Source organism: Pseudomonas gregormendelii (assembly GCF_017114825.1).
Lineage (GTDB): Bacteria > Pseudomonadota > Gammaproteobacteria > Pseudomonadales > Pseudomonadaceae > Aquipseudomonas > Aquipseudomonas gregormendelii.
The window spans coordinates 105042-130527 of record NZ_JADEVO010000010.1; the positions used below are offsets into that span (position 1 = coordinate 105042).

The window sequence follows — 25486 nt, forward strand, 5'->3', positions numbered from 1 at the left end:
GAATCAGCTGGCGGCCCAGAAAATGTAATCCGCCTGGTACTTCACCACTTCCTGCTTGCCCTTGTTGGCGGAGGTGCATTCGGTACCCGGTGCCACGCCGCCCTTAAGGGCCACGCGCTGGATGTAGCTCACGCCGCTCATCGCGCCTTTGCCTTCGGCCGGATTGGCCTTGACCAACTGGTACGGCAGGTTACCCGGTGTCGATGGTGCGACGGCCAGTTGGGTACCGGTGACCTTCGAGCCGTCCTTCGCCTGCCAGGTGGCCGGCGGGCCGAAATAGGTGCCGACCTGTTTGCCGCTGCGATCGTTAAGCACCGCTTTGGGCCCCACGAAAACCCACTCGGTCATGCCGGCGGCGTTGGCCTTGTCGCGGCACTCATAGGTGATCTCGCCGACCCCGGTGGTCTCCATCGCTACCTTGTGCCCGTCCGGCACCTTGATGCTGTCGGGCAACCCGGTCTGGGCGAAGGCGGCGGTAGTGGTGGCAAGCAAACCGGCAAGGCACATCAGCTGTTTGGCGTTCATTGATAGCACTCCGAAAGTGGGTAATCCGCTGTGCAGCATCAGCGCTGCTACAGGTACTACCCGCCACCGGGCGATTTGGATGCAGAGGCGAAAAAAGAAATTTTTCCGCAGGAGCCGAGTCAGCTGCTACAAAGAGAGAACTGCAAAGGAGGTGTGTATGTACCAGCTCTACGGACACAGGAACTCCGGCGCTGCGGCGATTGAGGCGGCGTTGGAACTCTGCGAGATTCCCTATCGTTTTATCGATGTCGAGGCCTCACCAGAGTCGGCGCAGGCCCTGGAGAAACTCAATCCGCTGAAGCAGATACCAACCCTGCAATTGCCCGACGGCAGCGTCCTGACCGAGAGCGCCGCGATCCTCATCCACCTGGGGCTGACCTTTCCCCAGTCGAACCTGCTGCCGGATGACGTCGCCGAACGCGACCAGGCCATTCGCGGCCTGGCGTTCATTGTCAGCAATTGTTATGCGGCGATCGGCATCATCGACTACCCCGAGCGCTGGCTGGACGAGTCGGATGAGAAGTCCCGACAGAACCTCATGGCCGGCGCGCGCCAGCGCCTGCACTGGAGTTGGGAGGTGTTCGCCGACCAGTTTTCCGGCGAGTTGTACCTGGGCGACGAGGCGCCAGGCGCTCTGGACGTTCTGGCCGCCGTGGTCAGTCGCTGGGCGGGTAGCCGCGAACATCTGCGCATCACCCGGCCAGGATTTTATGCGTGGCTGGAGCGAATCGATCGGCATCCGACATTGGCACCGGTGTTTGCCCGGCATTGGCCAACGTGAACAATACTGTGGGAGCGCGCCTGCTTGCGATGGAATGTCAGATCCAATGAGGTCGACTGACACTCCATCGCGAGCAGGATCACCCACGGTGGGAACCCAAACTATTCGCCGCGAATGTACTGCTCCAGCTGCCGAATGAGCTCGGCCTGTTCGGCAATGGCTTCCTTGACCAGGTCGCCGATCGACAGCAGGCCGATCAGCTTGCCGTTCTCGACCACAGGCAAGTGACGCAGCCGTTTATCGGACATGATGCCCAGACAGGTGTCCACGGTCTGGTGGGTGTCCACGGTGATCACTTGCGAGACCATGATGTCGCGCACCGGCGTACCCACCGAGGAACGACCATGCAACACCAGTTTGCGCGCGTAATCCCGTTCGCTGATGATCCCCAGCACCTGGTCATTTTCCACCACGAGCAGGGCGCCGACGTTCTTCTCGGCCATCTTCATCAACGCTTCTAGCACCATGTGGTCGGGCTTGATCTGGTGCACTTCCTGGTTCTTCTGATCTTTCAACTTGAGCAGTTGGGCGACGGTTTTCATGGTGGGTACTCTGGTGTTGTCGTTGTTCTAGAAGAATCATAGACCCGGGCGTTGAGGGCAAGACGCAAAGCGGCGGATATCATGCAAAAAACGTCATTTGGCTGTTTTTTTATACATTTTCCCATTCCAACTCCACATAACCTCGCTGGCTCGGCAGCTGTGACGAGGATACGCGTAGAATCCCCACCTGAATCGTTATCGAGGCTGCACTGGTGGATCTACAGCAGGGTTTTGTCCTGACCCGGCATTGGCGTGACACCCCGGCCGGTACGGAAGTCGAGTTCTGGCTGGCGACCGATAACGGTCCCCGGCGCATTCGCCTGCCCCATCAACCGTCGGTGGCGTTCATTCCCGCCGAACAGCGGGAACAGGCAGAGCAGGTGCTACAGGGTGAAAAAAACGTCGAGCTACGGCCCCTGGCGCTGCTGGACTTCGAGCATCGCCCGGTGCTCGGCCTGTACTGTCAGCAGCACGGCCAGTTGATGCGCCTGGAAACCGCCCTGCGCAAGGTCGGCGTCGAGATGTTCGAAGCCGATGTGCGACCGCCCGAACGCTACATGATGGAGCGCTTCATCACCGCACCGGTGGTCTTCGGTGGCACGCCGAATGCCGAAGGACTGGTGCTCGACGCGCAGATGAAAGCTGATCCGGCTTACCGGCCCACGCTCAGGCTGGTGTCCCTGGATATCGAAACCACCGCCCGGGGCGAGCTTTACTCGATTGCGCTGCAAGGGTGTGGCGAGCGTCAGGTGTACATGCTTGGTCCGCCCAACGGTGACGACAGCGAGGTGGACTTCCAACTTGAATACTGCGAGTCACGCACCCTGTTGCTGAAGAAACTCAACGAATGGTTTGCCCGTTTCGACCCGGACGCGATCATCGGCTGGAACGTCGTGCAGTTCGACCTGCGGGTGCTCCACGAGCATGCCCGGCGCCTGGCGGTGCCACTCAAGCTGGGGCGTGGTGGCGAAGAGATGCAGTGGCGTGAACATGGCAGCCGCAATCACTTTTTTGCGGCAGCGGCGGGCCGCTTGATCATCGACGGCATCGAGTCCCTGCGCTCAGCGACCTGGAGTTTCCCCTCGTTCAGCCTGGAGAACGTCGCCCAGACCCTGTTGGGGGAGGGCAAGGCGATCAGCACGCCTTACCAGCGCATGGACGAAATCAACCGCATGTTCGCCGAGGACAAGCCGGCCCTGGCCAAATACAACCTCAAGGACTGCGAATTGGTCACGCGGATTTTCGCCAAAACCGAGCTGTTGACCTTCCTGCTCGAGCGCGCCAGCGTTACAGGTTTGCCGGCGGACCGCAGCGGCGGCTCGGTAGCGGCCTTCACCCACCTTTACATGCCGCTGATGCACCGCCAGGGCTTTGTTGCGCCGAACCTCGGCGGGCGGCCACCGCAAGCCAGTCCTGGCGGTTTTGTCATGGACTCACAGCCGGGGCTCTACGAATCGGTGCTGGTGCTCGACTACAAGAGCCTCTACCCCTCGATCATCCGCACGTTCCTGATCGACCCGGTCGGCCTGATCGAAGGCCTCAAGCACCCGGACGACCACGACTCGGTCCCCGGTTTCCGCGGCGCGCGGTTTTCCAGGACCCGGCATTGCCTGCCAGCGATTGTCTCGCGGGTGGCCGAGGGCCGGGAAACCGCCAAGCGTGAGCACAACGCGCCGCTGTCCCAGGCCCTGAAGATCATCATGAACGCGTTCTACGGCGTGCTCGGGTCCAGCGGCTGCCGGTTCTTCGACACGCGCCTGGCCTCATCGATCACCTTGCGCGGGCACGAGATCATGCTGCGCACTCGTCAGCTGATCGAGGCGCAGGGGCACACGGTGATTTACGGCGATACCGACTCGACCTTCGTCTGGCTGCGTCGGGCCCATGGCCAGGAAGAAGCCGCGCAGATCGGCAGGGCCCTGGTCGATCACGTGAACCAGTGGTGGCGTGGGCACGTGCAGCAGCAGTATGGGCTGCAAAGCGTGCTTGAACTGCAATATGAAACCCACTACACGCGGTTCCTGATGCCGACCATTCGCGGTGCGGAGGAGGGCAGTAAAAAGCGTTATGCAGGATTGGTCCGCCGTGCCGATGGTACCGACGAGATGGTCTACAAGGGCCTTGAAGCGGTGCGTACCGACTGGTCACTGCTGGCCCGCCAATTCCAGCAGGAACTCTATTCGCTGATATTCCACCGCAAGCCCTATCAGGATTATGTGCGCGACTACGTGCGCAAGACCCTGGCCGGCGAGTTCGACGAGCGCCTCGTCTATCGCAAACGCCTGCGCCGCACCCTCGACGACTATGAGCGCAACGTGCCTCCACATGTGCGGGCGGCGCGCATCGCCGATGCCTACAACGACCAGCAGGGCCGGCCTCGGCAGTACCAGAACGGCGGCTGGATCAGTTACCTGATCACCGTAGCCGGGCCTGAGCCGCTGGAGGTGCGCAGCGCGCCCGTCGACTATGACCATTACGTCACGCGGCAACTGCAACCGATCGCGGACGCCATCCTGCCGTTTGTAGATGACGACTTTTCAACCCTGATTGGAGGGCAACTGGGGCTCTTTTGAGTCCAGTAGCGACAGGGTCCACTCGTCCGGAATGCCGTGGTAGTAACGGTCCAGGGCCTGATGGAACAGACTGTCCCCGGGGCTGAACTGCGTAAACAGGGTCATGGAGGAGTGAAACTTCAGGTTGTCGGGGTGACCGAAAATGTCACCGATGGACCGATGCTTGATGTTGAGCACCAATTGAGTACAGGTCCGCAGCCGTGCACCCAGCACTGCATGATCCAGATAGGCCATCGCTTCTGCGGCCGACTGGATAGCGAAGCGCCGCGACATTTCGCTGCCACCCAGTCCGGCGATCTGCGGGAAGATGAACCACATCCAGTGCCGGCGCTTGCAGCCGGCAGCCAGTTCCTCGAGGACGTAGTCGAACACCGGGTCCTGCGCCTGGAGGAAGCGGTCCAGGTTAAAGGAGTCCAGCGGGTCGGTGCTTCTCATGTAGAAGCCCTCTGATGAAACCGATGGCCTAGACCATGGCCAGTCGCTGTTTGCGTTGTGGCGCACGAAACACTTGGTCCAGCGCCTCCAGATCCCCGGGTTCAAGCCGTATGTCGTGTGCTTGGGCATTGAGTTTGACGTGCTCGGGCCGGACCGCCTTGGGGATGGCGATTACCCCGTCCTGCCGCAGAATCCATGCCAGTGCCACCTGCGCCGGTGTCGCGGCGTGACGGGCTGCCACTTGTCCGAGGGTGGCGTGGGCCAGCATATGCCCACCTTGGCCAATGGGACAGTAGGCCATGACGGGCAGCCTCTGTTGCTGGCACCACGGTAGCAGGTCGAATTCGATGCCGCGCGCTTCCAGGTTGTACAGCACCTGATTGGTGGCGCAGGCCGGTGCAGCCAGTTCGTGCAGGTCATCCAGATCAAAATTGGACACCCCCCAGCGGCCGATCTTGCCGGCCTCGCGCAAGCGCTCGAAGGCGTCGACAGTTTCCTCCAGCGGATACTGGCCGCGCCAATGCAGCAGATACAGATCGATGTAATCGGTGCGCAGCCGCTTCAGGCTGCGCTCGCACGCCAAGGGAACGCCCTGGCGACTGGCATTGTGCGGGTACACTTTGCTGACCAGGAAGACCTTGTCACGCTGACCCGCGATCGCCTCGCCCACCACTTCCTCTGCTGCGCCTTCGGCGTACATTTCGGCGCTGTCGATCAGGGTCATGCCCAGCTCGATGCCTTGGCGCAAGGCCGCGACTTCGCTGGCGTATTGCGATGAATCCTCGCCCATGCGCCAGGTGCCCTGGCCGATGACCGGTACCTCGACGCCGGCCAATTGCAAAGTGCGCATTCAAACCTCCTGAAAAATCCGCTGGTGTACGTTCGGCAGCATGAACGGCATGAGGTTCATTGCTGCAAGGCTCCAGGCTACCGCAGCCAGTGGACGTTGTTGAGTGGCGCATCCTTCGTGCAGGTTTACGGACCGTCGGCACTGCACTTTTTCGGCATTCGCGGCTCTATCCATGGCCTGCCCGCGGCGATCCCCACCGCCGGCCAATGCCCAAGTCGCAAAATTCATGGCCCAATTGTTGTCCCTCATCACCGCGCACATCCGCGGCCAACGCCGGCTACTCGCCTGCATGGCGCTGCTGTTCGTCACCGGTTGCAGCCAGCAGCAGGGACGGGACGTCATCAGCCAGTTTCGCGAAGGCAAACCCCAGGAATTTCTCCAGACCAGCGTCGACCGCATGGCCACCCTGACCATGCGCGACAACCTCGACAGCCTCTACCTGCTGATGAACAAGCTGTACCTGCGCAACCCCGACGAGCTGAAAAAGTCCGGCTTTCTCGACGCTCGAATCGCAGAAAAACAGGTGCGCATGGCGATCGAGCAGCAGCAACCGCTGCCCACCCTGGGGGGCAGAAAGGACCTGGCGGCGCTGAGCTATGCCATGAGTCCGGAGTTCCTCGGCGACCGGGTCGGTGCGTTCATCTATGCCATCGGCAGCATGCTGGTGACTGCCCACGGTGACCGGCTGGAGTTCTACATGACGGATGCGATCAATCCGACCTTCGTCAACAACGCCGCGCGCAACATCGAGAAAGCCACCTGGATCCTCAGTCAGCGGCAGAACCCCCAGGGTGGACCCTTGCTGTTTTCCAACGAGATCTCGGAGGAAGGCAGCAACCTGAGTTTCGCCGTGGAATTCGGCAAGATCGTTGCGCGCCTGGACCTGTTGACCCAGATGCTCGATGAGCGATATCGACGGATCGGCCTGAACTACGCGCAGAGCCTGCTGTTTCTGAATTTTTTACCGGTGCAGTGATCCGAGTCAGTTACAGTGTTAAGTTGTATACAATCGATGTCGCTTGAAAGGGAGCTGCAACCGTCATGACAGACCAGGCCGCCGTCGAACGTACGCGCACCGAACACTCTGCCCAGAGCGAGAAGCTGCCTTACGCTGCGCTGCTGGCGTTCGCCATGACCGGTTTTATCGCCGTGCTCACCGAAACCCTGCCGGCCGGGTTGCTGACGCAGATCGGCGCCGGGTTGCAGGTCAGCGAAGTGTGGGCCGGCCAGTTGGTAACGCTTTATGCCCTGGGCTCGATCGTGGCGGCCATTCCGCTGACTGTGGCGACTCGCGGCTGGCGGCGTCGGCGAGTGCTGATGATGACAGTGTGCGGATTTCTGTTGTTCAACACCGTCACGACGTTCTCCAGTCACTACGGGCTGACCCTGGTGTCGCGCTTCCTGGCGGGCATGGCGGCGGGCCTGGCGTGGGGCATCATGGCCGGTTACGCCCGGGGGCTGGTCACCCCGCGCCTGCAAGGTCGGGCGCTGGCGATCGCGATGCTTGGCACCCCGGTCGCGTTGTCGCTCGGCACACCTGCCGGGACCTGGCTGGGTAACCTGATCGGCTGGCGCGCCTCGTTCGGCATCATGTCGGCCCTGGCGTTGCTGCTGGCGGCCTGGATCATGGTCGCCGTGCCTGACCGTCCCGGCCAGCCCGACACCGAGCGCCTGCCCCTGGCCAAGGTGTTCAGCATGAAGGGCGTGCGTCCTGTGTTGTTTGTGGTGCTGACGTGGATGCTGGGGCATAACATTCTGTACACCTATATCGATCCGTTCCTGACCCAGGCGGGCCTGGGTGAACGGGTGGACCTGGTGCTGCTGGTGTTCGGTGTCAGTTCGCTGGTGGGTATCTGGGTGATTGGCCTGCTGGTGGACCGTTGGTTGCGCCGGTTGGCACTGATCAGCCTCGCGGTTTTTTCGCTTACCGCGCTGGTGCTGGCCATGGCTGCGTCGTCGCCCTGGGTGGTGTATGGCTGCATGGCGGTGTGGGGGCTGTCATTTGGCGGGTCGGCAACGTTGCTGCTGACGGCGGCTGCAGATTCTGCGGGCGAGAACGTTGATGTGGTGCAGGCGATGCTGACGACTTCCTGGAACGTGGCCATTGCCGGGGGCGGACTGTTCGGTGGTCTGCTGCTGGACCGGGTGGGCGCGATGGCGTTTCCCTGGGCGTTGCTGATTTTGTCGCTGGTGGCGTTTGCTACGGTTTTTGTTAATAGCCAATACAGCTTCAAGCCGGGGCGGCGGTCGCACTGACCTGCAATGATCCGAACTCATTCTGTGGGCGCAACGCTTGCCTGCCGCGGCTGCCTGCGTCGCACCCCTGTGGGAGCAAAGATTGCTCGCGATAGCGGTCCGCCATTCAACATCATTGCCGAATCGATATAACCATAGTCCGCATTGATATAAGTAGTTATAAGAAAAATCGCTATGCTGCGGACCAGTTTTTTCCTGCGGTTTGTTTGGGCGATTTATGGACTTTGGAAACCTCGGGTTAGTCGTTGCAGGCTTGGTAGTCGGTTTTATTGTCGGCATGACCGGCGTCGGTGGCGGGTCGTTGATGACTCCTATCCTGCTGTGGTTCGGCGTCAATCCCGCCACAGCGGTCGGCACTGACCTGCTGTACGCGGCCATCACCAAATCCAGTGGTGTTCTGGTTCACCGCAAAAACAAGAATATCGACTGGGCGATCACCGGCTGGCTGACCCTCGGCAGTGTCCCGGCAGTGGTCATGACATTGTGGTTCCTGAGCACGCTGCACAGCTCTCCGGATGCCATGAATGCCGTTATCAAACAGGCCCTGGGTTTCGTACTGTTCGCGACGGCACTGGCAATTTTCTTCAAGAATCGCCTGCTCGATTTCGCCCACAAACGGGCTGGCGGCAACTACAACCCGAGCGGTCCGCGCCTCAATGTGATGACCGTCATCACCGGTCTGGTCCTCGGCACCATGGTCGCACTGACGTCCATCGGTGCTGGCGCGCTGGGCACCGTGGCCTTGTTCATCCTCTATCCGCTGCTGCCAACCCGGCGCCTGGTTGGCACCGAAATCGCCCACGCCGTACCGCTGACCCTCGTCGCCGGCCTTGGCCACGCGAGCATGGGCAACATGGACTGGCACGTGCTGGGCTATTTGTTGATCGGCTCGCTGCCGGGTATCTGGCTGGGCAGTCACCTCACCGGACGGATCTCCGATGAAGTGCTGCGACCTTGCCTGGCGACCATGCTGGTATTGATCGGTTACAAATTGGCGTTCTGAGTGAGCCGTGCGTCAGGCCTTCTGGATCAGACGCTTCATCACAGTGATGCCGAGCCCCTCGTCATCGACCGTATGCTCGACAACTTCCCAACCCAGCCTGGCATACAGCGACTGGGCCTGGTCGGTATAGAGATACAACTCGGCAATGCCCAGTGCTGCCGCTTCGTCGACAATACGGTTCACCAGCGCCGAGGCAATGCCCCGGCCGCGATGCTCGACCTTCACATACACTCCAGCCAGCCACGGCGTCAGATCCGGGCGGGAGTCGAGGTCGCTGTCGATCAGCAGGGCGCCGCCGAGCATTTGTGCATCTTCGATGGCGACCACAACCGTGGGCACTGCACCTTTGCCACAGGCCGCCCGCATGCGCGCGGTTCTGGCTTGCAGGTTGTCGCCGGGACGGTATTGACCCCACTCGTTGAAATTGAGTTCGGCCAACTCGGGGATGAGTGCGGGGTGGTCGCACAGGTAGTCGATCTGCATGGCGGTTGAAGCTCCTTTTCATGACGCTGCTTGTCGTGCGCCGACCATAGAATGTTCGTTTCAGGTAATCAACTGCGCACAGGATCGCGGTTGCGCAATAATCGCCCTGACCTAAGCTTTGAACAAAGCGAAACATTATTGCGGTGCGTCACCCGGAACAATCACCGCGATGCGCAATCATTAGAGCGTGGATTACAAAAGGAGATGCGCATGCTCATCAGGTCTTTGACCCTGACTACCTTGCTGGTACTCGCCGGCCCCTTGCTCGCCGCTGACGGCGATTCACCGCTGGACATGGACAAGGGCCGCTCGCGTCCGCTGATCGTGATCGCGCCCAGCACGGTGGACCCGACGTGGGTCAGCCTGAAAAAATCCCTGGAAGAGCCCGACAACAAAAAAGGCTTCACCGACCGCAACATGGTGCTTTATTCGGTGATCAACACCATGGGCCAGCGAGAGGGTAAAGACCTCGACCCGCAAAGTACGATGGCGCTGATTCGTGCACTGAAGATGGGGGCAGGGGCGCAGACCAAGGTCATTCTTGTGGGCAAGGACGGTGAGAAGAAGCTTGAGCAATTGGGGACGGTAAACCTGAAGGAGATTTTCAGCACCATCGATGCCATGCCGATGGCTGAAAAAGAAGCGGCGGCAGCGGCGGTGGCGGCACCGGCCGAAGCCGAGCCGGCCAAAGGCGCCAAGGGCGCGAAACCTGCCAAACCGGCTAAACCCGCCAAGCCACCTGAAATGCCCGACGACTGACACAAAAATGGGCGACCTGCACAGGTCGCCCATTTTTTAGTGTTCACACGAAAGGTGGATTCGATCAGTGTGCCAGCACGCTCAGAACCGAGTGAGCGATCTTGACCCTGTCCGGGATTGGAAAGTTCTTGTTCGCCAGAATCACGATGCCTATCTCCTTGGAGGGCACGAACGCCGCATAGGCGCCAAAGCCGCCAGTCGAGCCGGTCTTGTTGATCAGTACATTCTGCGGCTGTGGTTGCGGGGGGTTAAGCCACTTGACTTCATGCGCCTGCATCGCCATTTCCGTTGAATTCCCGGCCAGTAGCTGGTCGAGTGTGATGGGGTAGCTGTACAGCTCCCAACCCAGCCCCTGAGTCATGTTTGCGACGGTGTAGTAGCCGGTGTGGGTGGTAGCGATAGCCTGTTGCATCGGCGCTTCCAGCTTCGTCGGCCGCATGTTTGCCTCGACATAGCGCAGCATGTCGACGGCGCTGGTTTTGACCCCGTACGCCTCGGAATCGAGCGCTCCCGGGCCGACTCTGACCGGTTTATCCTCCTTGTTGTAGCCCTGGGCATACAGTGCCATTTCGGCCTGGGGAACCTTGAGCCAGGTGTGGGAAAGGCCCAGTTTTGGCAGCAAGGTCTGTTCCATCAACTGGTCAAATGGCGCCCCCATGCTTTGCGCGGCCAGGTAGCCAAAGAGCCCGAGGCTGGGGTTGGAATATAGTCGATGGCTGCCAGCGTCATAGGTCGGCTTCCACTGCTGGAAATAGCCGATCATCTTGTCTGGCGAGTCGGCATTTTCGGGGAACTGCAACGGCAGGCCACCGGCGGTATACGTGCCCAGTTGCAGCACGCTGATGTTGTCGAAGGCGCTACCTTGCAATGCCGGGAGAATCTGACTGGCCTTTGTGGACAGGGACAATTTGCCGCTGGCCTGGGCGTAGGCGGCCAGGGTCGCGGTGAAGGTTTTGCTGATTGAGCCTATTTCGAACAAGGTGTTTTCAGTGACCGCCTTGCCGGTTTCCCTGGAGGCTGCGCCGAAGTTGAAATAATGCGCCTGGCCCTTGTAGGTGACGGCTACCGCCATGCCCGCGATGTTTTGTTGCTGCATGACGGGGGTCACGGCGGCCTTCACGGTCGCTTCGATTTGTTGATCGGAGGGGGCGGCGGCGATGCAGTGGGTCGTGGCGAGGAGGAGTCCGAATGCGCTGCAGGCCAGGGTTTTGCTGAGGCTGGAGGTGTGCATGAGGTGTGGTTGTCCTTGGTGTTTTTGCACAGTGTACAGGCTGGGTGGGGAGTGAATCCTGAGCAAGCAACGCTTTGCTCTCACAGGTGTCACTTCCCGCAAGCCCAGGAAACGGATCTGTACACCGCCAAAAAGCCCTAGCGCATCAGACACGGCCGCTTGTTATCGAACTTCCAACCCGGAATCAGAAACTGCATCGCCACGCTGTCGTCCCTCGCACCCAGGCCCATGCCTTTATAAAGCTCATGAGCCTTGGCCAATTGATCCTCATCCAGCTCAACCCCCAACCCTGGCTTCTTCGGCACCTGCACGCAGCCGTCGACGATTTGCAGAGGTGCTTTGGTCAAGCGCTGGCCGTCCTGCCAGATCCAGTGCGTGTCGATGGCGGTGATGTCGCCCGGCGCGGCGGCCGCGACGTGGGTGAACATCGCCAGAGAAATATCGAAGTGATTGTTGGAGTGCGAGCCCCAGGTCAGGCCCCACTCATGGCACATCTGCGCCACCCGGACCGAGCCCTGCATCGTCCAGAAGTGCGGGTCGGCGAGGGGGATGTCCACCGATTGCAGCTGGATCGCATGGCCCATTTCCCGCCAGTCGGTAGCGATCATGTTAGTGGCGGTTTTCAAGCCCGTGGCACGGCGGAATTCGGCCATCACTTCACGGCCCGAATACCCGTTTTCCGCTCCGCAAGGGTCCTCGGCGTAAGCGAGCACATGATGCTGATCCCTGCACAGGCGAATCGCTTCTTTCAACGACCATGCGCCGTTAGGGTCCAGGGTGATGCGTGCGTCAGGGAAGCGTTCGGCCAGGGCCGTCACGGCTTCGATTTCCTCATCCCCTGACAACACGCCGCCTTTAAGCTTGAAGTCCTTGAACCCGTACCGCGCATGGGCGGCCTCTGCCAGGCGGACCACGGCGTCGGTGCTCATGGCCTTTTCGTGACGCACCTGGAACCAGTCGTTATCCGCGTCCGGTTCGCTGAGGTAGGCCAGGTCCGTTTCGGTGCGATCACCCAGGTAAAACAGATACCCGAGCATCTTCACTTCATCGCGCTGCTGACCTTCGCCGAGCAGGGCGGCGACCGGCACTTCCAGATGCTGACCAAGCAGGTCCAGCAGCGCGGCTTCCAGCCCGGTCACCGCGTGGATCGTGATGCGCAGGTCGAAAGTCTGCAGACCGCGACCACCGGCATCGCGGTCGGCGAATGTCTGGCGCACCTGATTGAGGATCTTCTGATAGGTGCCGATCGGGCTCCCCACCACCAGCGATCGAGCGTCTTCCAGCGTCTGGCGAATACGCTCGCCACCGGGTACCTCACCGACGCCGGTGTGCCCGGCATTGTCCTTGAGGATCACGATATTGCGCGTGAAAAACGGGCCATGGGCGCCGCTCAGATTGAGCAGCATGCCATCGTGGCCTGCCACCGGCACTACTTGCATACTGGTGATGATCGGGGCTTTTGCGGTGTCTTGTGTGTGCATTTTCTTGTCCTTATGACCGGGTTCAGGCGTGGTTTGGCGCAGGGTCCAGTACAACGTCGGGAGCGGGCTTGGGTGTGTTGCGTGCGGCGAAGACGATGATCGCGGCAATGATCGAGGTGGCGGCCAGGCCGTACAGACCGCCCTGGATCGAACCGGTGTGCTCTTCCAGCAGGCCGAAGGTGGTGGGCGCGACGAAGCCGCCGAGGTTGCCCACCGAGTTGATCAGGGCAATCACCCCGGCAGCGATCCGTGCATCCAGATAGGCCTGGGGGATCGGCCAGAACAGCGAAGAAGCCGATTTGAAACCCAGTGCCGCGAAACAGATCGCGACGAAGGCGAAGACCGGCCCGCCTGTGGTGGACATGAACATCCCTGCGGCGGCAATCAGCAACGCGGCGGCCACCCAGGCTTGCTGGTGTTTCCATTTGGCTGAGAGGGACGCGAAGGCATACATGCCGATGATCGACAGCAACCAGGGGATCGAGTTGAACAAGCCGACCTGGATGTCGCTGAGTTCGCCCATCTTTTTGATGATGCTCGGCAGCCAGAAGGTCGCGGCGTAGATGGTCAGCTGGATGAAGAAGTAAATCACGCAGAACAGGATGATCTGGCGGTCCTTGAGCAGCTTGCCCAGTGACGGCTTGATCGGCGTTGCTGCTTCGCGAGCCAGTTGTTCATCGTCGATGGCCTTGACCAGTGCATCCTGTTCGTCGCGGCTCAGCCACTTGGCGTCGTGCGGTTTGGAGTCCAGCCAGAACCAGACGAACACGCACAGGCAGACGGAGAACATGCCCTCGATGAAGTACATCCATTGCCAGCCGTGCATCCCCAATCCGTTGATTTGCAGGAGGAGCCCCGACAGCGGGCCGGAAATCAGCGAAGCAATGGCTGAGCCGCTGAGGAAGATCGCGATTGCTTTGCCGCGCTCCACGCCTGGCAGCCAGCGGGTGAAGTAGTAAATCACCCCGGGGAAAAATCCGGCTTCGGCTACGCCCAGCAGGAATCGCAGGATGTAGAAGTGGGTTTCGTTCTGGATGAATGCCATGCATGCGGCTACAAGGCCCCAGGTCAGCATGATGCGGGTCAGCCAGATACGTGCACCGACTTTCTGCAGGAGGATGTTGGAGGGGACTTCGAACAGCGCGTAACCGATGAAGAACAGGCCGGCACCAAGGCCGTAGGCAGCAGCGCCGATGCCCAGGTCGTGTTCCATGTGGGCGCGGACGAAGCCGATGTTTACCCGGTCAATGTAGTTGACGATGAACATGATGAGGAACAGCGGCAAGACGTGGCGTTTGACTTTCGAGATGGCGGAACTCAGGACCGGATCGGCGGCCTGGTTCATCCCGTTTATGGATGATTTCACAGATTTTCTCCCACTGATTATTTTTATGCGGGGTGGAGCTTCCTGTTGCGTTGATAGACATCATACAACTGCTATTTTTACGCCTGCAAGGTGTTCTGCTCAGTAAAATGGCAGAAATAGGTGGTATTTTTTAATCTTTAGCGGAGGTGCTGGCGCTGTAATTAGCTATTTTCCAGGGTTTTGTTGAGTGTTGTCATACAAGCTGACCGTCTTTGCCAGAGATTCCCGAGCAGCGCAGTGCTACGATTGCAGCAGTTCCGCTTTCGGATGACGCCATGCAAGAAGACCTCGAAGCACCCGCTCGCAAGCGCACCCATAACCTGGCCCATGACCTGGTCGCCAAGCTGACCCAGAGCATCCTGCTGGGGCAGATGCAGCCAGGGGACAAGCTGCCGTCCGAGAACTCGATCGTGCAGGAACACGGGGTCAGTCGCACCGTGGTGCGCGAGGCAATCTCCAAGCTGCAGGCGTCGGGTTATGTCGAGACACGTCACGGCATCGGTACCTTTGTGCTGGAGCGCGAGACGCAGCAGGGCCTGCGATTGAACGTCGATACCGCGCTGGGGGTGCGCAGCATCCTGGAGCTGCGCATGGGGCTGGAAACCCAGGCCGCCGCGTTGGCAGCTATGCGCCGTTCGGATCAGCACCTGGTGCAAATGCGCCAAGCGCTGGACGACTACCAGCGCTTGCTGGCGAATAACGACAGTTGCGTTGAAGCCGACAGGCGTTTTCACCTGCTGATCGCCGAAGCCACCGGCAATGCCTGCTTCAGTGAAATCATGCAGCACCTGGGTAACGCGATGATTCCTCGAACCCGGGTCAACGCCGCCGAACGCGGCGCGGCGGACTTGAGCAAGCTGGGCCTGCTGGCCAACCTTGAGCATGAGGCAATTCTCAATGCGATCAAACGCCAGGACACTGACGCGGCGCGCGCTGCCATGTGGTTGCACCTGACCAACAGTCGCGACCGCTTTCTCGCCGATCACACCTGACCGTCCGTCTCGCCGACAGCACGCGGCGCCCGCACCCGTTTCCAACAAGTACGGCCCAGATTTGCTGGACCTCATCAATGAGGTGCGTCATGGCTAACGAAACGAACTTCCCCGGCACAACCCCCAACACCGACCCTGCCAGACCCATGCCCGGCACGGATGAGCCGTTGATGGATCACGATGCGCCCCCTGGCATGGACCCCTCGCGGAATCCGTCCGAGGCGGATGCGGATCGTCCTGAAGACTGGATGGACCCCACTGCGGACGAAGACATGCCGCCAGCGGATGAACCTTCGCCGCTGTCAGATGATCGTCGCTAAATGGCACCAGGCGACCTTGCCGCATTAATGAGTCGTTGTATTCGCAAGCCTGACGGCATCTGCCTGTCAGGCTTTTTCTTTGGGTGAAAATGTTTGGCGGGCGGGGCTGTCAGTTCCCCGGGGTCTATCGATCTCCATCTATGCTTTATCCACAAACGGATGGCACTCGCGCGGACCGTGGTGGACTAAGCATCAGGTCGCGAACTTGCGGCCTGTGGACTGACATGGATCGGACATGAACGAAAAGACGCTACAGAATAAATCGTTGGTGATACTGCTGTTCGTGGTCACCGCCGCCTTCATCTGGATCCTGCTGCCATTTTATGGTGCGGTGTTCTGGGCGGTGATTCTGGGAATTGTGTTTGCACCCTTGCAGCGCCGCCTGCAGTTGAAGTTTGGCTGGCAGCGCAACGTGACCTCCCTGTGTACCCTGAGTGTGTGTCTGGTGATCGCGATTTTGCCGGTGATCATCATCAGTGCGTTGCTGGTGCAGGAAGGCGCGGTGTTCTACAAGAGTGTGGAAAGCGGCGAGCTGGATATTGCGGCCTATGTGGCCCAGTTCAAACACAGCCTGCCGACGTACTTCCAGCACTTGCTCGACCGCTTCGGCATGGGCGAGCTGAACGGCTTGCGGGAAAAACTGGTGAAGAGCGCAATGACCGGGGGCCAGGTCCTGGCATCCCAGGCCTTCAGTTTTGGCCAGGGCACGTTTGAGTTCGTCGTGAGTTTTTTCATCATGCTGTACCTGCTGTTCTTCTTCCTGCGCGACGGCCCCGAGCTGGCGCGCAAGGTTCGCGCGGCAGTGCCGCTGCAGGAACACCAGAAACGCCGGCTGCAGCTCAAGTTCAATCGCGTGGTGCGCGCGACCGTGAAAGGCAATCTGTTGGTGGCTGTCACGCAGGGCGCTCTGGGCGGACTGATCTTCTGGTTTCTGGATATTCCGAGTGCGTTGCTGTGGGCGGTGCTGATGGCGTTTCTGTCGCTGTTGCCGGCGGTGGGGGCGGGCATTGTCTGGGCGCCGGTGGCCGCTTACTTCCTGCTGACCGGGGCAATCTGGCAGGGCGTGGTACTGGGGTTGTTCGGGGTATTCGTCATCGGCCTGGTGGACAACGTGCTGCGTCCAATCCTGGTGGGCAAAGACACCAAGATGCCGGACTACATGATCCTGATTTCAACCCTGGGCGGCATGGCGGTGTTCGGCCTCAATGGCTTTGTGATCGGGCCACTGATCGCCGCGCTGTTCATGTCGAGCTGGGCGATCTTCAGTGAAACCAAGCCGCGGGTGCAATTGCCTTAAGCACTCAGGCGGCCATGGTCGATACGTTGCGACAATGCCTGTGCGGCCGGCAGTGAAGTCAGCGGGCCGCTGATTGGTTCACCGTCCTGCACAAGATACCAACAAGCCAGCAGACCCAGCTCCCTCAAGGGGGCGGGGACTGCGCTGCCAACTACGGACATGATCTGGACCTGGGACATAACTACCTCCATCAATCGATGGAGCTACCTTACGGGCCCGGCGCCGACAGGAACAATCAACGCTCTCGATAGTCGTCATTGACGCGAGTGAGTGCTGCGTTCAGTCGACCACCAGGTCCAGCATATGCACCACTTCCTGCTCATTGAGCAGCCCCTTGCGCACCAGGTTTTCGGCCAGCAGCGAGAGGAACTTGGCGTTGCGGTGGCCTTCCAGGTTCTTGAGTTCGGTCAGCGTGTCATACACCTTGCTGGAGGTGCACAGGCCGACATTGCGATGCGGATTCTGTGTGGGCATGAGGTCGTCCTTGTTGTTATCAACCTGCTATTGGCGGACAGGCCCAAGCTTGCGGACCTGACATGACATAAATATGACTGTTTTACCCAAAGTGGGGAAAGAGGATCGATTCAATCTTGCCGAATTTGCTTGCAAGCGCTGTTCCGACAGCGACCTCGGCAACATCGATCCAGACCTGAACCGATCAGCGGGCACAAAAAAGCCCCGTTTTGAGGCGGGGCCTGATGGGTCTGTCAGTAGTGCGGGCGGCCGTAATAACCACGGGGCGGGCCGTAATAGCCGCGCGGTGGACCGTAGTAGCCGCGGGGCGGACCGTAGTACACCGGCGCTGGCTGATAGTAGACCGGCTGTTGAACGTAGACCGGCGCCGGCTGGTAATAGACCGGTGGCGGCTGTTGCACATAAACCGGCTGTGGTTGGGCGTAGACTGGTTGCTGCACATACACCGGCCGGTTGGCGTTGATCAGGGCCGAACCGACGATGGCCGAGCCCACGATCGCACCAAATACCGCTGGACCTTGCCAACCGCCACCACCGCCATGGGCCTGTGATTGCCCTGTGACCGCGAGAGCGCCGATCAGCAAGGCCACTGTGGAGATTTTACGGATCATGATAATTCCTCGGTTCTTCGACCCGGCGCTTGTGTCTGCAATAGACTCAAGGATTGTCGCGGGGATACATCTAAGACAGCACTTTTTGCAAAATCAGCACAGCCGCTGGGTAAATTTTGTGTAAGGTCCGTACCGGCTTGTCGACGGTCCCGTTCCCAGCGAACGCTGGCCTTTATGATCGAACAGAACAGGATGGAATGGCCAATCCCGTCCATCTGAAAGTGCACTTGATGGAGATTTTTTCATGCAGATGAACCCCAACCGAGATACCCAGCTGTGCATGTCCCTTTCAGGGCGTCCGGGGAATTTTGGCCTGCGTTTTCACAATCATCTGTACGAGCAGTTGGGCCTGAATTTTTACTACAAGGCGTTCAGCAGCCAGGATTTGCCTGGTGCGGTGGGCGGCATTCGCGCTTTGGGCATCCGTGGCTGCGGGGTGTCGATGCCGTTCAAGGAGGCCTGCATCGCCCTGGTGGATGAGCTGGACGCATCGGCTGCGGCCATCCAGTCGATCAATACCATCGTCAACACCGATGGCCACCTCAAGGCTTACAACACCGATTACATCGCCATTGCGCAGCTGCTTGAAACTCATCAGGTGCCCAAGGATTCGACCTTCGCCCTGCGCGGAAGCGGCGGCATGGCCAAGGCGGTGGCGAGTGCGCTGCGCGATGGCGGTTACAGCAATGGCCTGATCGTCGCCCGCAACGAACAGGCCGGGCGCGCCCTGGCAAATTCGCTGGGCTATGAATGGCAAGCAGAGCTGGGAAATGAGCGGGCGCAGATGCTGATCAACGTCACACCGATCGGCATGACCGGTGGGCCGGAAGCCGAGCAACTGGCCTTTGCGGCAGATGCGATTGAAAAAGCGCAAACCATCTTCGATGTGGTGGCAATCCCCTCGGAAACGCCGTTGATCGTGCGCGGACGTGCCGAGGGGAAGCGAGTGATCACAGGGCTTGAAGTGATCGCCATCCAGGCGCTGGAGCAGTTCGTGCTGTACACCGGCGTGCGGCCGACGGATGAGCAGTTTCGCCTGGCGGTAGAGTTCGCGCGCAGCTGACGTGCCAGCGCGGGGGGCGTCATCCCCCAATTGATAGGGAGCAATGCGCCCGTAGGAACTGCCGAAGGCTGCGATCTTTTGATCTTGATTTCATAAGCGTTCTAAATCAAAGATCAAAAGATCGCAGCCTTCGGCAGGTCCTACATGGAAAACGCATCTTCCGTGTTGTTCAAGTCAGGGAAACGCATTTTCCGGGTGTTCAAGTCAGGAACATACATTCGTCAGGTTATTCCAGGCGGGAAAGGCGCTCTTCCAGCGCGGCAATCCGCGCTTCCAGCTCTTCGATCCTTTCCACCGAAACGCCACCGCTCGAGCCGCGTTCCGCAGGGTTATGCCGTGCGGCCAGAATCACCTCGATGTCCGCCGGATCCCCCAGCGCGTGCATGTAGCGGTCCTCGCGCTGTCCGGCCTGGCGCGGGATCAGCAGCGCCAGCCCGCGTGCGATCAGGCGTTCCAGTTGATGCACTACCTGCTCGGCGTCTTCGAAATCATGCATGCGACCGCTGCGGGTCAGCAGTTCATTGACCGTTTGCGGGCCGCGCAGAAACAACAGTCCCGCCAGGATCACTTGTGCCGGCACCAGTTCCAGCGCCTTGTCGACCTTATGCTCCCAGCGGTCGGCGCGGCTGCCCATCACCAGTTTGGTGAAGCCGCGACCTTCCAGCGCGCGCAGGCTCTGGCCTACCTGGCCCTGGGTGAGGTTCATCACCGGCTCGCGGCTGGTTTTCTGGTTGCAGGCAATCACCAGCGCATTAAGCGTCAGCGGGTAGGTTTCCGGGCTGGTCGCCTGTTTTTCGATCAACGAGCCCAGGATGCGGATTTCCGTGCTGTTGAGCCGCGGTTCGTCGAGGGTCGTTTGTTGTTCAGTGCTCATTTTTTTCTATCCCTAATTGGCAGTCGGGTCGGCAACCACGACTCATCCCCATGTGAATCGAGCCGGGAATCTTGCGCTAAAGAGACTATCCCGAATCTGCGGCAGTGGCCAATGGACACGCATGCATGCACATCAGCGTGTCGATCCGTTCCAAGGCTATAATCGCCCCCACGTTTCCCTACTGTCATCACACGAGACTGCCATGACCATTTCCCTGTACGACGCCTCCATCCCGGTTTTCACGCAAATGCTCACCGCCCTGAGCGACGTTCTGAAAAAAGCTGAAGCTCACGCCAGCGCAAAGAACATCGACCCGAACGCGCTGCTGCAAGCGCGCCTGTTCCCGGACATGTTCCCGCTGGTGCGCCAGGTGCAGATCGCCGTTGATTTCGCCAAGGGCGTGTCCTCGCGCCTGGCCGAGATTGAAGTGCCGAAGTACGAAGATACCGAAACCACCTTCGCCGAGTTGCAAGCGCTGCTGACCAAGGTGCTGGGCTACATCGGCGAAATCAAACCCGAGCAGATCAACGGCCAGGAAGGTATCGAGATCGTGACGCGTCCGGGCACGCCTAAAGAGAAGCGCTTCACCGGCCAGGCCTACCTGCTGACTTACGGCTTGCCGCAGTTCTTCTTCCACGTCACCACCGCTTACGCCTTGCTGCGTCATAACGGTGTGGAAGTGGGCAAGCGCGATTACATGGGCGCGTTCTAAGCTGCCCAGGCACAAAAAAGCCCGCCAGGGTTTGCGCCTTGCCGGGCTTTTAGTTTTAAAGTCAAAAGATCGCAGCCTGCGGCAGCTCCTACAGTGGATTGGTGTTCACCCGGTAGGCGCTGCCGCAGGCTGCGATGTTTTGCTGTTCAGCTTTACGCCAGTCTCTGAGCCTTCTCTTCTTCACCCAGACAAGCGGCCGCAGTAAACAAGACATCCGTCGACGAATTCAACGCAGTTTCCGCCGAATCCTGAATCACCCCGATGATAAAACCGACCGCCACCACCTGCATGGCGATCTCGCTCGGGATGCCGAACAGGCTGCAGGCCAGCGGAATCAGCAGCAGCGAACCACCGGCCACACCCGAGGCGCCGCAGGCGCAGATGGCCGCGACCACGCTGAGCAGAATGGCGGTGGGTATGTCCACGGCAATGCCCAGCGTATGCACGGCAGCCAGGCTCAGGACGGTAATGGTGATCGCCGCACCCGCCATATTGATCGTCGCGCCCAGCGGGATCGAGACCGAGTAGGTGTCTTCGTGCAGGCCCAGGCGCTTGCTCAACTCCAGGTTCACCGGAATATTAGCCGCCGAACTGCGGGTGAAGAATGCGGTGATGCCGCTTTCCCGCAGGCACATCAGCACCAGCGGGTAAGGGTTGCGACGCAGTTTCCAGTAGACGATGGCCGGGTTCATCACCAGCGCCACGAACAGCATGCAACCGAGCAGGACCGCCAGCAGGTGCAGGTAGCCGACCAGGGCACCAAAGCCCGAGGTGGCCAGGGTCGAGGCCACCAGGCCGAAAATCCCCAGCGGGGCAAAGCGGATCACCATGCGCACGATCAGGGTCACCCCGTTGGACAGGTCGCCCAGTACCTCGCGTGTGGTGTCGCCCGCATGGCGGATGGCCACGCCCATGCCGATCGCCCAGGCCAGGATGCCGATGAAGTTGGCGTTCATCAGCGCGTTCACCGGGTTGTCCACCGCACTCAACAGCAGGCTCTGCAATACCTCACCGATTCCGCCAGGTGCCGTTACGGCCACGTCCTGGGTGGAGAGCACCAGGCTCGACGGGAACATCATGCTGGCAACGACCGCGACCACCGCCGCAGCGAATGTGCCCAGCAGGTACAGGAACAGGATCGGCCGGATGTGAGTCTCCTGGCCGTGCTTGTGATTGGCGATCGACGCCATGACCAGCACGAACACCAGGATCGGCGCGACTGCTTTCAGCGCCGAGACGAAGACCTTGCCGATGAATGCAGTGGACTTCGCCACGTCCGGCGCGAGCAGCGCCAGGGCAATGCCGGCGATCAGGCCGATGATGATTTGGGTAACCAGGCCGGTGCTTTTCAGGCGGTGCAGCAGGGAAGGGGATGAAGGGGTCATAAAGCGGGCATCTCTGATTTTTTTAGGTGCGGGCTAGCCGACGAACAGGGTGTGCATATCGCGGGGCGCGGACTTTATCACAGCGTAGGCTCGATCCTTCAGACCTGTGACGATTGGCCGCCCGGTTGTTCAACCGGTTTTGCAGGTTCGTGCATCCCGGTGCGCAAACACTTCTGGTAGGATGGCCCATCCTCATTTTCAAGTTCTGCCAGTGGGCCTTCGGGCTAGCGCTGGTGTCGTCGTTTTCCTGGAGTTCTGCATGCTGTTGCCCATCCTTCTGTTGTCGGCCGCCGGTTTCACCGTGCTGACCACGGAGTTCATCATCGTCGGCCTGTTGCCGGCAATCGCTCGAGACCTGGCTGTCACCATCCCGCAAGCGGGCCTTCTGGTGACCCTGTTCGCCTTCACGGTCGCTGCATTCGGCCCGTTCCTGACCGCGTACTTCGCCCGGTTCGAACGGCGAAAATTGTTTATTTCGGTATTGATCATGTTTGGCCTGGCCAACACGCTCGCCGCGTTTGCCCCCAACATCTGGGTGATGGCCGCTGCGCGCCTGATTCCGGCGCTGGGGCTGCCGGTGTTTTGGGCACTGGCCAGTGAAACGGCAGTGGACATCGTGGGCCCTGACTTCGCCGGGCGGGCAATCGCCAAGATCGGCTTTGGCATCGTCTGCGCCACGGTATTTGGCATCCCGGTGGGCACGCTGATTTCCGATGCGTTCGGCTGGCGCAGTGCCTTCGGCATTCTGGCGGTGATCGCGTTTGCCAAGGCATTGCTGCTGTTTATCTACCTGCCCAGGACCAGCCTGCATCAGCACCAGGTCAGTTTCCGTTCGCAATTCAAGATCCTGCGCAGCCCGTTGATGATCGGCCATGTGCTGTTGTCGATCCTGGTGTTCAGCGGCATGTTTACCGCCTACACCTATCTGGCGGATATCCTCGAGCGGCTTGCCGGTTTCAACGGCACCCTGGTCGGCTGGTGCCTGATGGGCTTTGGTGCGGTCGGTCTGATCGGTAACTCCCTGGGCGGCCGTGCCGTGGATCGCCATCCGCTGATTGCTTCGGTGATGTTTTGCGCATTCATGATTGCCGGCATGGTGACGCTGGTGCCGAACATTCATTCGACCCTGGGCCTGGCGGCGGCGATGGGGATCTGGGGCGTGACCCAGGCTGCGTTGTTCCTCGTCAGCCACGTTCGGCTCATGAAGGCCGCCCCCGAAGCGCCAGCGTTTGCCGCGTCGCTGAACATCGCCGGGGCCAACCTCGGCATCGGCCTGGGCGCCATGGTGGGTGGTCGCGTGATCGACAGCGTTGGCCTGCAAGGCCTGGGGTTCGCCGGGGCGGCGTTTATCCTTGCCTCGATCTTGCTGGCCATCGCCCTGATGACCTTCAAACCAAGGGAAGTTTGCGCCTGAAAGCTTAAACCCCGGGAAACAGCTCTCGTCGGGCGCCTTCGGTAATCGCAACGATACCGGGGTGCTTGACCTTGCGCTCCACCGAGATGGCGTAGAACGATTCGGTGACCGCATCCGTCTGGCCGATCAACTCCACGCCATATTGGCGTCTGACTTCATCGGCGATCACGCTGGGGCCGATGAAGATCCCGCTGCCGGATTGCCCGAAGGCCTGCATCAGCGCGCTGTCATCGAACTCGCCGACAATTCTTGGCTGTATCTGCTGCTCGGCGAACCAGCGCTGCAAGCGACTGCGCACCACGGTTTCCGGCCCGGGAATCAGTAGCGGGGCACCGTGAAGGCTGCGGGGAAAATCCTGGCCGTATTGCGCCGCCAATTGCGCAGTGGCGAAGAAGCTGATGCCGCACTCCCCGAGTTTCTGGCTGTAGCCCTTGATGTCGAGGTGCGAGGGCATGGGGCTGTCGGAGATCACCAGGTCCAGGCGCTGGATCGCCAGGTCGGCGAGCAGGCGTTCGAGTTTGTCCTCGCGACAGGTGATGCGCATCGGCTCGCTCAACTCCATGGTCGGCGCGATCAGGCGGTAGACGATGGATTTGGGTACCACGTCCGCCACCCCTACCCGAAACAGAATCTGTTGTTCGTTGGGCTGGGCGCGCAGCATCAGCTCCAGTTCGCCACCCAGCTGGAACATTTGCTCGACGAAGGGCAGGGTCTGGCGCCCGGCTTCGGTCAGCTCCAGCTGCCGGCCGACGCGCTGGAACAGTTCGATCCCATAGGTTTGTTCCAGCAGCGAGATCTGCCCGCTGATGGTCTGCGGCGTCAGGTTGAGCTGTTCGCAGGCGCGCACAATGCTGCCGGTTTTGGCCACGACCCAGAAATAGTGAAGCTGGCGATAATTGAGCATGTCGATCAACAGTTCGTTAAAACCGAAGTATAACAGCCAAAAATACGAATTTTACTGAACTGTTTCGGTCTCTAGAATGCAGCGCTATCAACGGGCCACTGTATTGGCTGCGTTTGTTCTAACGAGGAAATTTCATGAAGTTTAAAACCACGGCGTTGTTGGTCGCGTCTTTACTGTTACTGGCGGGCTGCGACCAGGCTGAAAAAAGCGCTCAGCAGTTGATGGGCAAGGCCGCTGAGACTGCCAAACAGGCTATCGACGATACACATAAAGCTGCAGAGCAAGCGATTAGCGACGCCACCGGCGGTTTGATCAGCAAGAAAGAATCATCGGCCGAAGAAAAAGACGACACTGAATCTTCGTCCCAGGAAATCTAAACCGTCTCAACGAGTCAGGACTGACCCATGGAATATCTTTTAGAACTTGCTGTAAGCCCTACCGCCTGGGTTGCCCTGGCTACGCTGGTGGTGATGGAGATCGTGCTCGGCATCGATAACCTGATCTTCATTTCCATTTTGACGAACAAACTCCCCGAGCAGCATCGGCAAAAAGCACGACGCATCGGTATCGGCATGGCGCTGATCCTGCGCCTGGCACTGTTGAGCACCATTGCGTTCATCGTCCAGTTGACGGCACCCGTGATCGAAATCCTCGGCCACGCGTTCTCCTGGAAAGACATGATCCTGATCGCCGGTGGCCTGTTCCTGTTGTGGAAGGCGACCACTGAGATCCATCACAGCATGGACCCGGCGCCGGAAGATCCAAAGTCGGCGACTTCCACCGTGACGCTTGGCTTTGCGGCGGCCATCGGGCAGATCCTGATGCTGGACCTGGTGTTCTCCATCGACAGCATCATTACCGCTGTCGGCATGACCGAGCATTTGCCTATCATGATCATCGCGGTGGTGGTGTCGGTGCTGGTGATGTTGCTCGCGGCTGATCCCCTGGCCAAGTTCATCAACGACAACCCGACCGTGGTGATGCTGGCGCTGGGCTTCCTGATCATGATCGGCATGACGTTGATCGCCGAAGGCTTCGGCGCCCATGTTCCAAAAGGCTATGTGTATGCGGCCATGGCGTTCTCGGCCACGATCGAATGCCTGAACATGATGTCGCGACGGGCCAAGCAGAAGCGTGCGACTGCTGAAGCTTGAC

Annotated in this window: 28 protein-coding genes; 14 read left to right on the forward strand and 14 right to left on the reverse strand. The window is 60.1% G+C overall.

Going from position 1 to position 25486, the window contains the following annotated elements; translation table 11 throughout:
• Positions 1-3 precede the first annotated feature (3 nt).
• On the reverse strand, positions 4-525 hold the full coding sequence (locus tag IMW75_RS09655) for a DUF3455 domain-containing protein (protein WP_045060955.1): 522 nt from the start codon (positions 523-525) through the stop codon (positions 4-6).
• Between the two features lie 157 nt (positions 526-682).
• Here IMW75_RS09655 and IMW75_RS09660 point away from each other — a divergent pair, with 157 nt between their 5' ends.
• On the forward strand, positions 683-1306 hold the full coding sequence (locus IMW75_RS09660; RefSeq protein ID WP_045060956.1) for a glutathione S-transferase: 624 nt from the start codon (positions 683-685) through the stop codon (positions 1304-1306).
• A 101-nt stretch (positions 1307-1407) separates the two neighbouring features.
• On the opposite strand, the gene IMW75_RS09665 is transcribed toward IMW75_RS09660, so the two are convergent.
• Positions 1408-1848, reverse strand: coding sequence for a CBS domain-containing protein (locus IMW75_RS09665; protein ID WP_045060957.1), 441 nt, complete (start codon positions 1846-1848; stop codon positions 1408-1410).
• Positions 1849-2060: 212 nt separating this feature from the next.
• On the opposite strand from IMW75_RS09665, the gene IMW75_RS09670 reads away from it, so the two are divergent.
• Positions 2061-4421, forward strand: coding sequence for a DNA polymerase II (locus IMW75_RS09670; RefSeq protein WP_205892474.1), 2361 nt, complete (start codon positions 2061-2063; stop codon positions 4419-4421).
• On the opposite strand, the gene IMW75_RS09675 is transcribed toward IMW75_RS09670, so the two are convergent.
• Together IMW75_RS09675 and IMW75_RS09680 are read right to left on the reverse strand one after the other, a co-directional pair.
• Positions 4386-4856: a DUF1810 domain-containing protein gene (locus IMW75_RS09675; protein WP_205892475.1), complete on the reverse strand. Its 471-nt coding sequence runs from the start codon at positions 4854-4856 to the stop codon at positions 4386-4388. The two genes, IMW75_RS09670 and IMW75_RS09675, sit on opposite strands and share 36 nt — an antisense overlap.
• A 28-nt stretch (positions 4857-4884) precedes the next feature.
• Complete coding sequence (locus IMW75_RS09680) at positions 4885-5706, reverse strand: aldo/keto reductase (RefSeq protein WP_205892476.1); 822 nt, start codon at positions 5704-5706, stop codon at positions 4885-4887.
• 289 nt (positions 5707-5995) lie between these two features.
• On the opposite strand from IMW75_RS09680, the gene IMW75_RS09685 reads away from it, so the two are divergent.
• From IMW75_RS09685 to IMW75_RS09695, 3 genes are all read left to right on the forward strand, one after another.
• Positions 5996-6682: a hypothetical protein gene (locus tag IMW75_RS09685; RefSeq protein ID WP_414704645.1), complete on the forward strand. Its 687-nt coding sequence runs from the start codon at positions 5996-5998 to the stop codon at positions 6680-6682.
• 65 nt (positions 6683-6747) lie between these two features.
• Entirely contained in the window at positions 6748-7962 is a 1215-nt protein-coding gene (locus IMW75_RS09690; protein WP_205892477.1) for an MFS transporter, read from the forward strand.
• A gap of 217 nt (positions 7963-8179) precedes the next feature.
• On the forward strand, positions 8180-8965 hold the full coding sequence (locus IMW75_RS09695) for a sulfite exporter TauE/SafE family protein (RefSeq protein ID WP_205892478.1): 786 nt from the start codon (positions 8180-8182) through the stop codon (positions 8963-8965).
• A 12-nt stretch (positions 8966-8977) separates the two neighbouring features.
• On the opposite strand, the gene IMW75_RS09700 is transcribed toward IMW75_RS09695, so the two are convergent.
• Positions 8978-9448: a GNAT family N-acetyltransferase gene (locus IMW75_RS09700; RefSeq protein ID WP_205892479.1), complete on the reverse strand. Its 471-nt coding sequence runs from the start codon at positions 9446-9448 to the stop codon at positions 8978-8980.
• 210 nt (positions 9449-9658) lie between these two features.
• Between IMW75_RS09700 and IMW75_RS09705 the strand changes: the two genes are divergently transcribed.
• Complete coding sequence (locus IMW75_RS09705) at positions 9659-10207, forward strand: DUF4174 domain-containing protein (RefSeq protein WP_045060966.1); 549 nt, start codon at positions 9659-9661, stop codon at positions 10205-10207.
• Positions 10208-10271: 64 nt separating this feature from the next.
• Here IMW75_RS09705 and ampC read toward each other — a convergent pair whose 3' ends face one another.
• From ampC to IMW75_RS09720, 3 genes are all read right to left on the reverse strand, one after another.
• The gene (gene ampC, locus IMW75_RS09710; protein WP_045060967.1) at positions 10272-11438 is read right to left on the reverse strand and encodes a class C beta-lactamase; all 1167 of its coding nucleotides are present in this window, start codon (positions 11436-11438) and stop codon (positions 10272-10274) included.
• Between the two features lie 137 nt (positions 11439-11575).
• Positions 11576-12919 (reverse strand): glucarate dehydratase, encoded by a 1344-nt coding sequence (gudD, locus tag IMW75_RS09715; protein ID WP_205892480.1) that lies wholly within the window; start codon positions 12917-12919, stop codon positions 11576-11578.
• Between the two features lie 22 nt (positions 12920-12941).
• Positions 12942-14285 carry an MFS transporter gene (locus tag IMW75_RS09720; RefSeq protein WP_205892481.1) on the reverse strand — a complete coding sequence of 448 codons (1344 nt, stop codon included), beginning with the start codon at positions 14283-14285 and terminating at the stop codon, positions 12942-12944.
• A gap of 275 nt (positions 14286-14560) precedes the next feature.
• Between IMW75_RS09720 and IMW75_RS09725 the strand changes: the two genes are divergently transcribed.
• The 3 genes from IMW75_RS09725 to IMW75_RS09735 all read left to right on the forward strand — a co-directional run bounded on the left by IMW75_RS09725 (position 14561) and on the right by IMW75_RS09735 (position 16894).
• Positions 14561-15277, forward strand: coding sequence for a FadR/GntR family transcriptional regulator (locus tag IMW75_RS09725; RefSeq protein WP_045060970.1), 717 nt, complete (start codon positions 14561-14563; stop codon positions 15275-15277).
• An 89-nt stretch (positions 15278-15366) separates the two neighbouring features.
• On the forward strand, positions 15367-15597 hold the full coding sequence (locus IMW75_RS09730) for a hypothetical protein (protein WP_045060971.1): 231 nt from the start codon (positions 15367-15369) through the stop codon (positions 15595-15597).
• A gap of 235 nt (positions 15598-15832) precedes the next feature.
• Positions 15833-16894: an AI-2E family transporter gene (locus IMW75_RS09735; RefSeq protein ID WP_205892482.1), complete on the forward strand. Its 1062-nt coding sequence runs from the start codon at positions 15833-15835 to the stop codon at positions 16892-16894.
• Here the strand turns inward: IMW75_RS09735 and IMW75_RS26905 are convergent.
• The 3 genes from IMW75_RS26905 to IMW75_RS09745 all read right to left on the reverse strand — a co-directional run bounded on the left by IMW75_RS26905 (position 16891) and on the right by IMW75_RS09745 (position 17979).
• Complete coding sequence (locus tag IMW75_RS26905; protein ID WP_045060243.1) at positions 16891-17073, reverse strand: hypothetical protein; 183 nt, start codon at positions 17071-17073, stop codon at positions 16891-16893. The genes IMW75_RS09735 and IMW75_RS26905 overlap by 4 nt on opposite strands.
• A 100-nt stretch (positions 17074-17173) precedes the next feature.
• Positions 17174-17368 (reverse strand): hypothetical protein, encoded by a 195-nt coding sequence (locus tag IMW75_RS09740; protein WP_045060244.1) that lies wholly within the window; start codon positions 17366-17368, stop codon positions 17174-17176.
• A gap of 233 nt (positions 17369-17601) precedes the next feature.
• Positions 17602-17979, reverse strand: a complete 378-nt coding sequence (locus tag IMW75_RS09745) for a hypothetical protein (RefSeq protein WP_045060245.1) — start codon at positions 17977-17979, stop codon at positions 17602-17604.
• A gap of 244 nt (positions 17980-18223) precedes the next feature.
• On the opposite strand from IMW75_RS09745, the gene IMW75_RS09750 reads away from it, so the two are divergent.
• Positions 18224-19042, forward strand: a complete 819-nt coding sequence (locus IMW75_RS09750) for a shikimate 5-dehydrogenase (RefSeq protein ID WP_205892483.1) — start codon at positions 18224-18226, stop codon at positions 19040-19042.
• A gap of 226 nt (positions 19043-19268) precedes the next feature.
• Here the strand turns inward: IMW75_RS09750 and IMW75_RS09755 are convergent, their stop codons facing one another.
• The gene (locus IMW75_RS09755) at positions 19269-19916 is read right to left on the reverse strand and encodes a YceH family protein (protein ID WP_122839356.1); all 648 of its coding nucleotides are present in this window, start codon (positions 19914-19916) and stop codon (positions 19269-19271) included.
• Positions 19917-20118: 202 nt separating this feature from the next.
• Between IMW75_RS09755 and IMW75_RS09760 the strand changes: the two genes are divergently transcribed.
• Entirely contained in the window at positions 20119-20628 is a 510-nt protein-coding gene (locus IMW75_RS09760) for a DUF1993 domain-containing protein (RefSeq protein WP_045060247.1), read from the forward strand.
• A 152-nt stretch (positions 20629-20780) separates the two neighbouring features.
• On the opposite strand, the gene sstT is transcribed toward IMW75_RS09760, so the two are convergent.
• Entirely contained in the window at positions 20781-22013 is a 1233-nt protein-coding gene (gene sstT / locus IMW75_RS09765) for a serine/threonine transporter SstT (protein ID WP_205892484.1), read from the reverse strand.
• 259 nt (positions 22014-22272) lie between these two features.
• Between sstT and IMW75_RS09770 the strand changes: the two genes are divergently transcribed.
• Positions 22273-23427, forward strand: a complete 1155-nt coding sequence (locus IMW75_RS09770) for an MFS transporter (protein ID WP_045060155.1) — start codon at positions 22273-22275, stop codon at positions 23425-23427.
• A gap of 4 nt (positions 23428-23431) precedes the next feature.
• Here the strand turns inward: IMW75_RS09770 and nhaR are convergent, their stop codons facing one another.
• The gene (nhaR, locus tag IMW75_RS09775; protein WP_045060156.1) at positions 23432-24331 is read right to left on the reverse strand and encodes a transcriptional activator NhaR; all 900 of its coding nucleotides are present in this window, start codon (positions 24329-24331) and stop codon (positions 23432-23434) included.
• Positions 24332-24465: 134 nt separating this feature from the next.
• On the opposite strand from nhaR, the gene IMW75_RS09780 reads away from it, so the two are divergent.
• On the forward strand, positions 24466-24708 hold the full coding sequence (locus IMW75_RS09780; RefSeq protein ID WP_045060157.1) for a hypothetical protein: 243 nt from the start codon (positions 24466-24468) through the stop codon (positions 24706-24708).
• Between the two features lie 27 nt (positions 24709-24735).
• Positions 24736-25485 (forward strand): TerC family protein, encoded by a 750-nt coding sequence (locus IMW75_RS09785; protein WP_045060158.1) that lies wholly within the window; start codon positions 24736-24738, stop codon positions 25483-25485.
• The last annotated feature ends 1 nt before the right edge of the window (position 25486 follow it).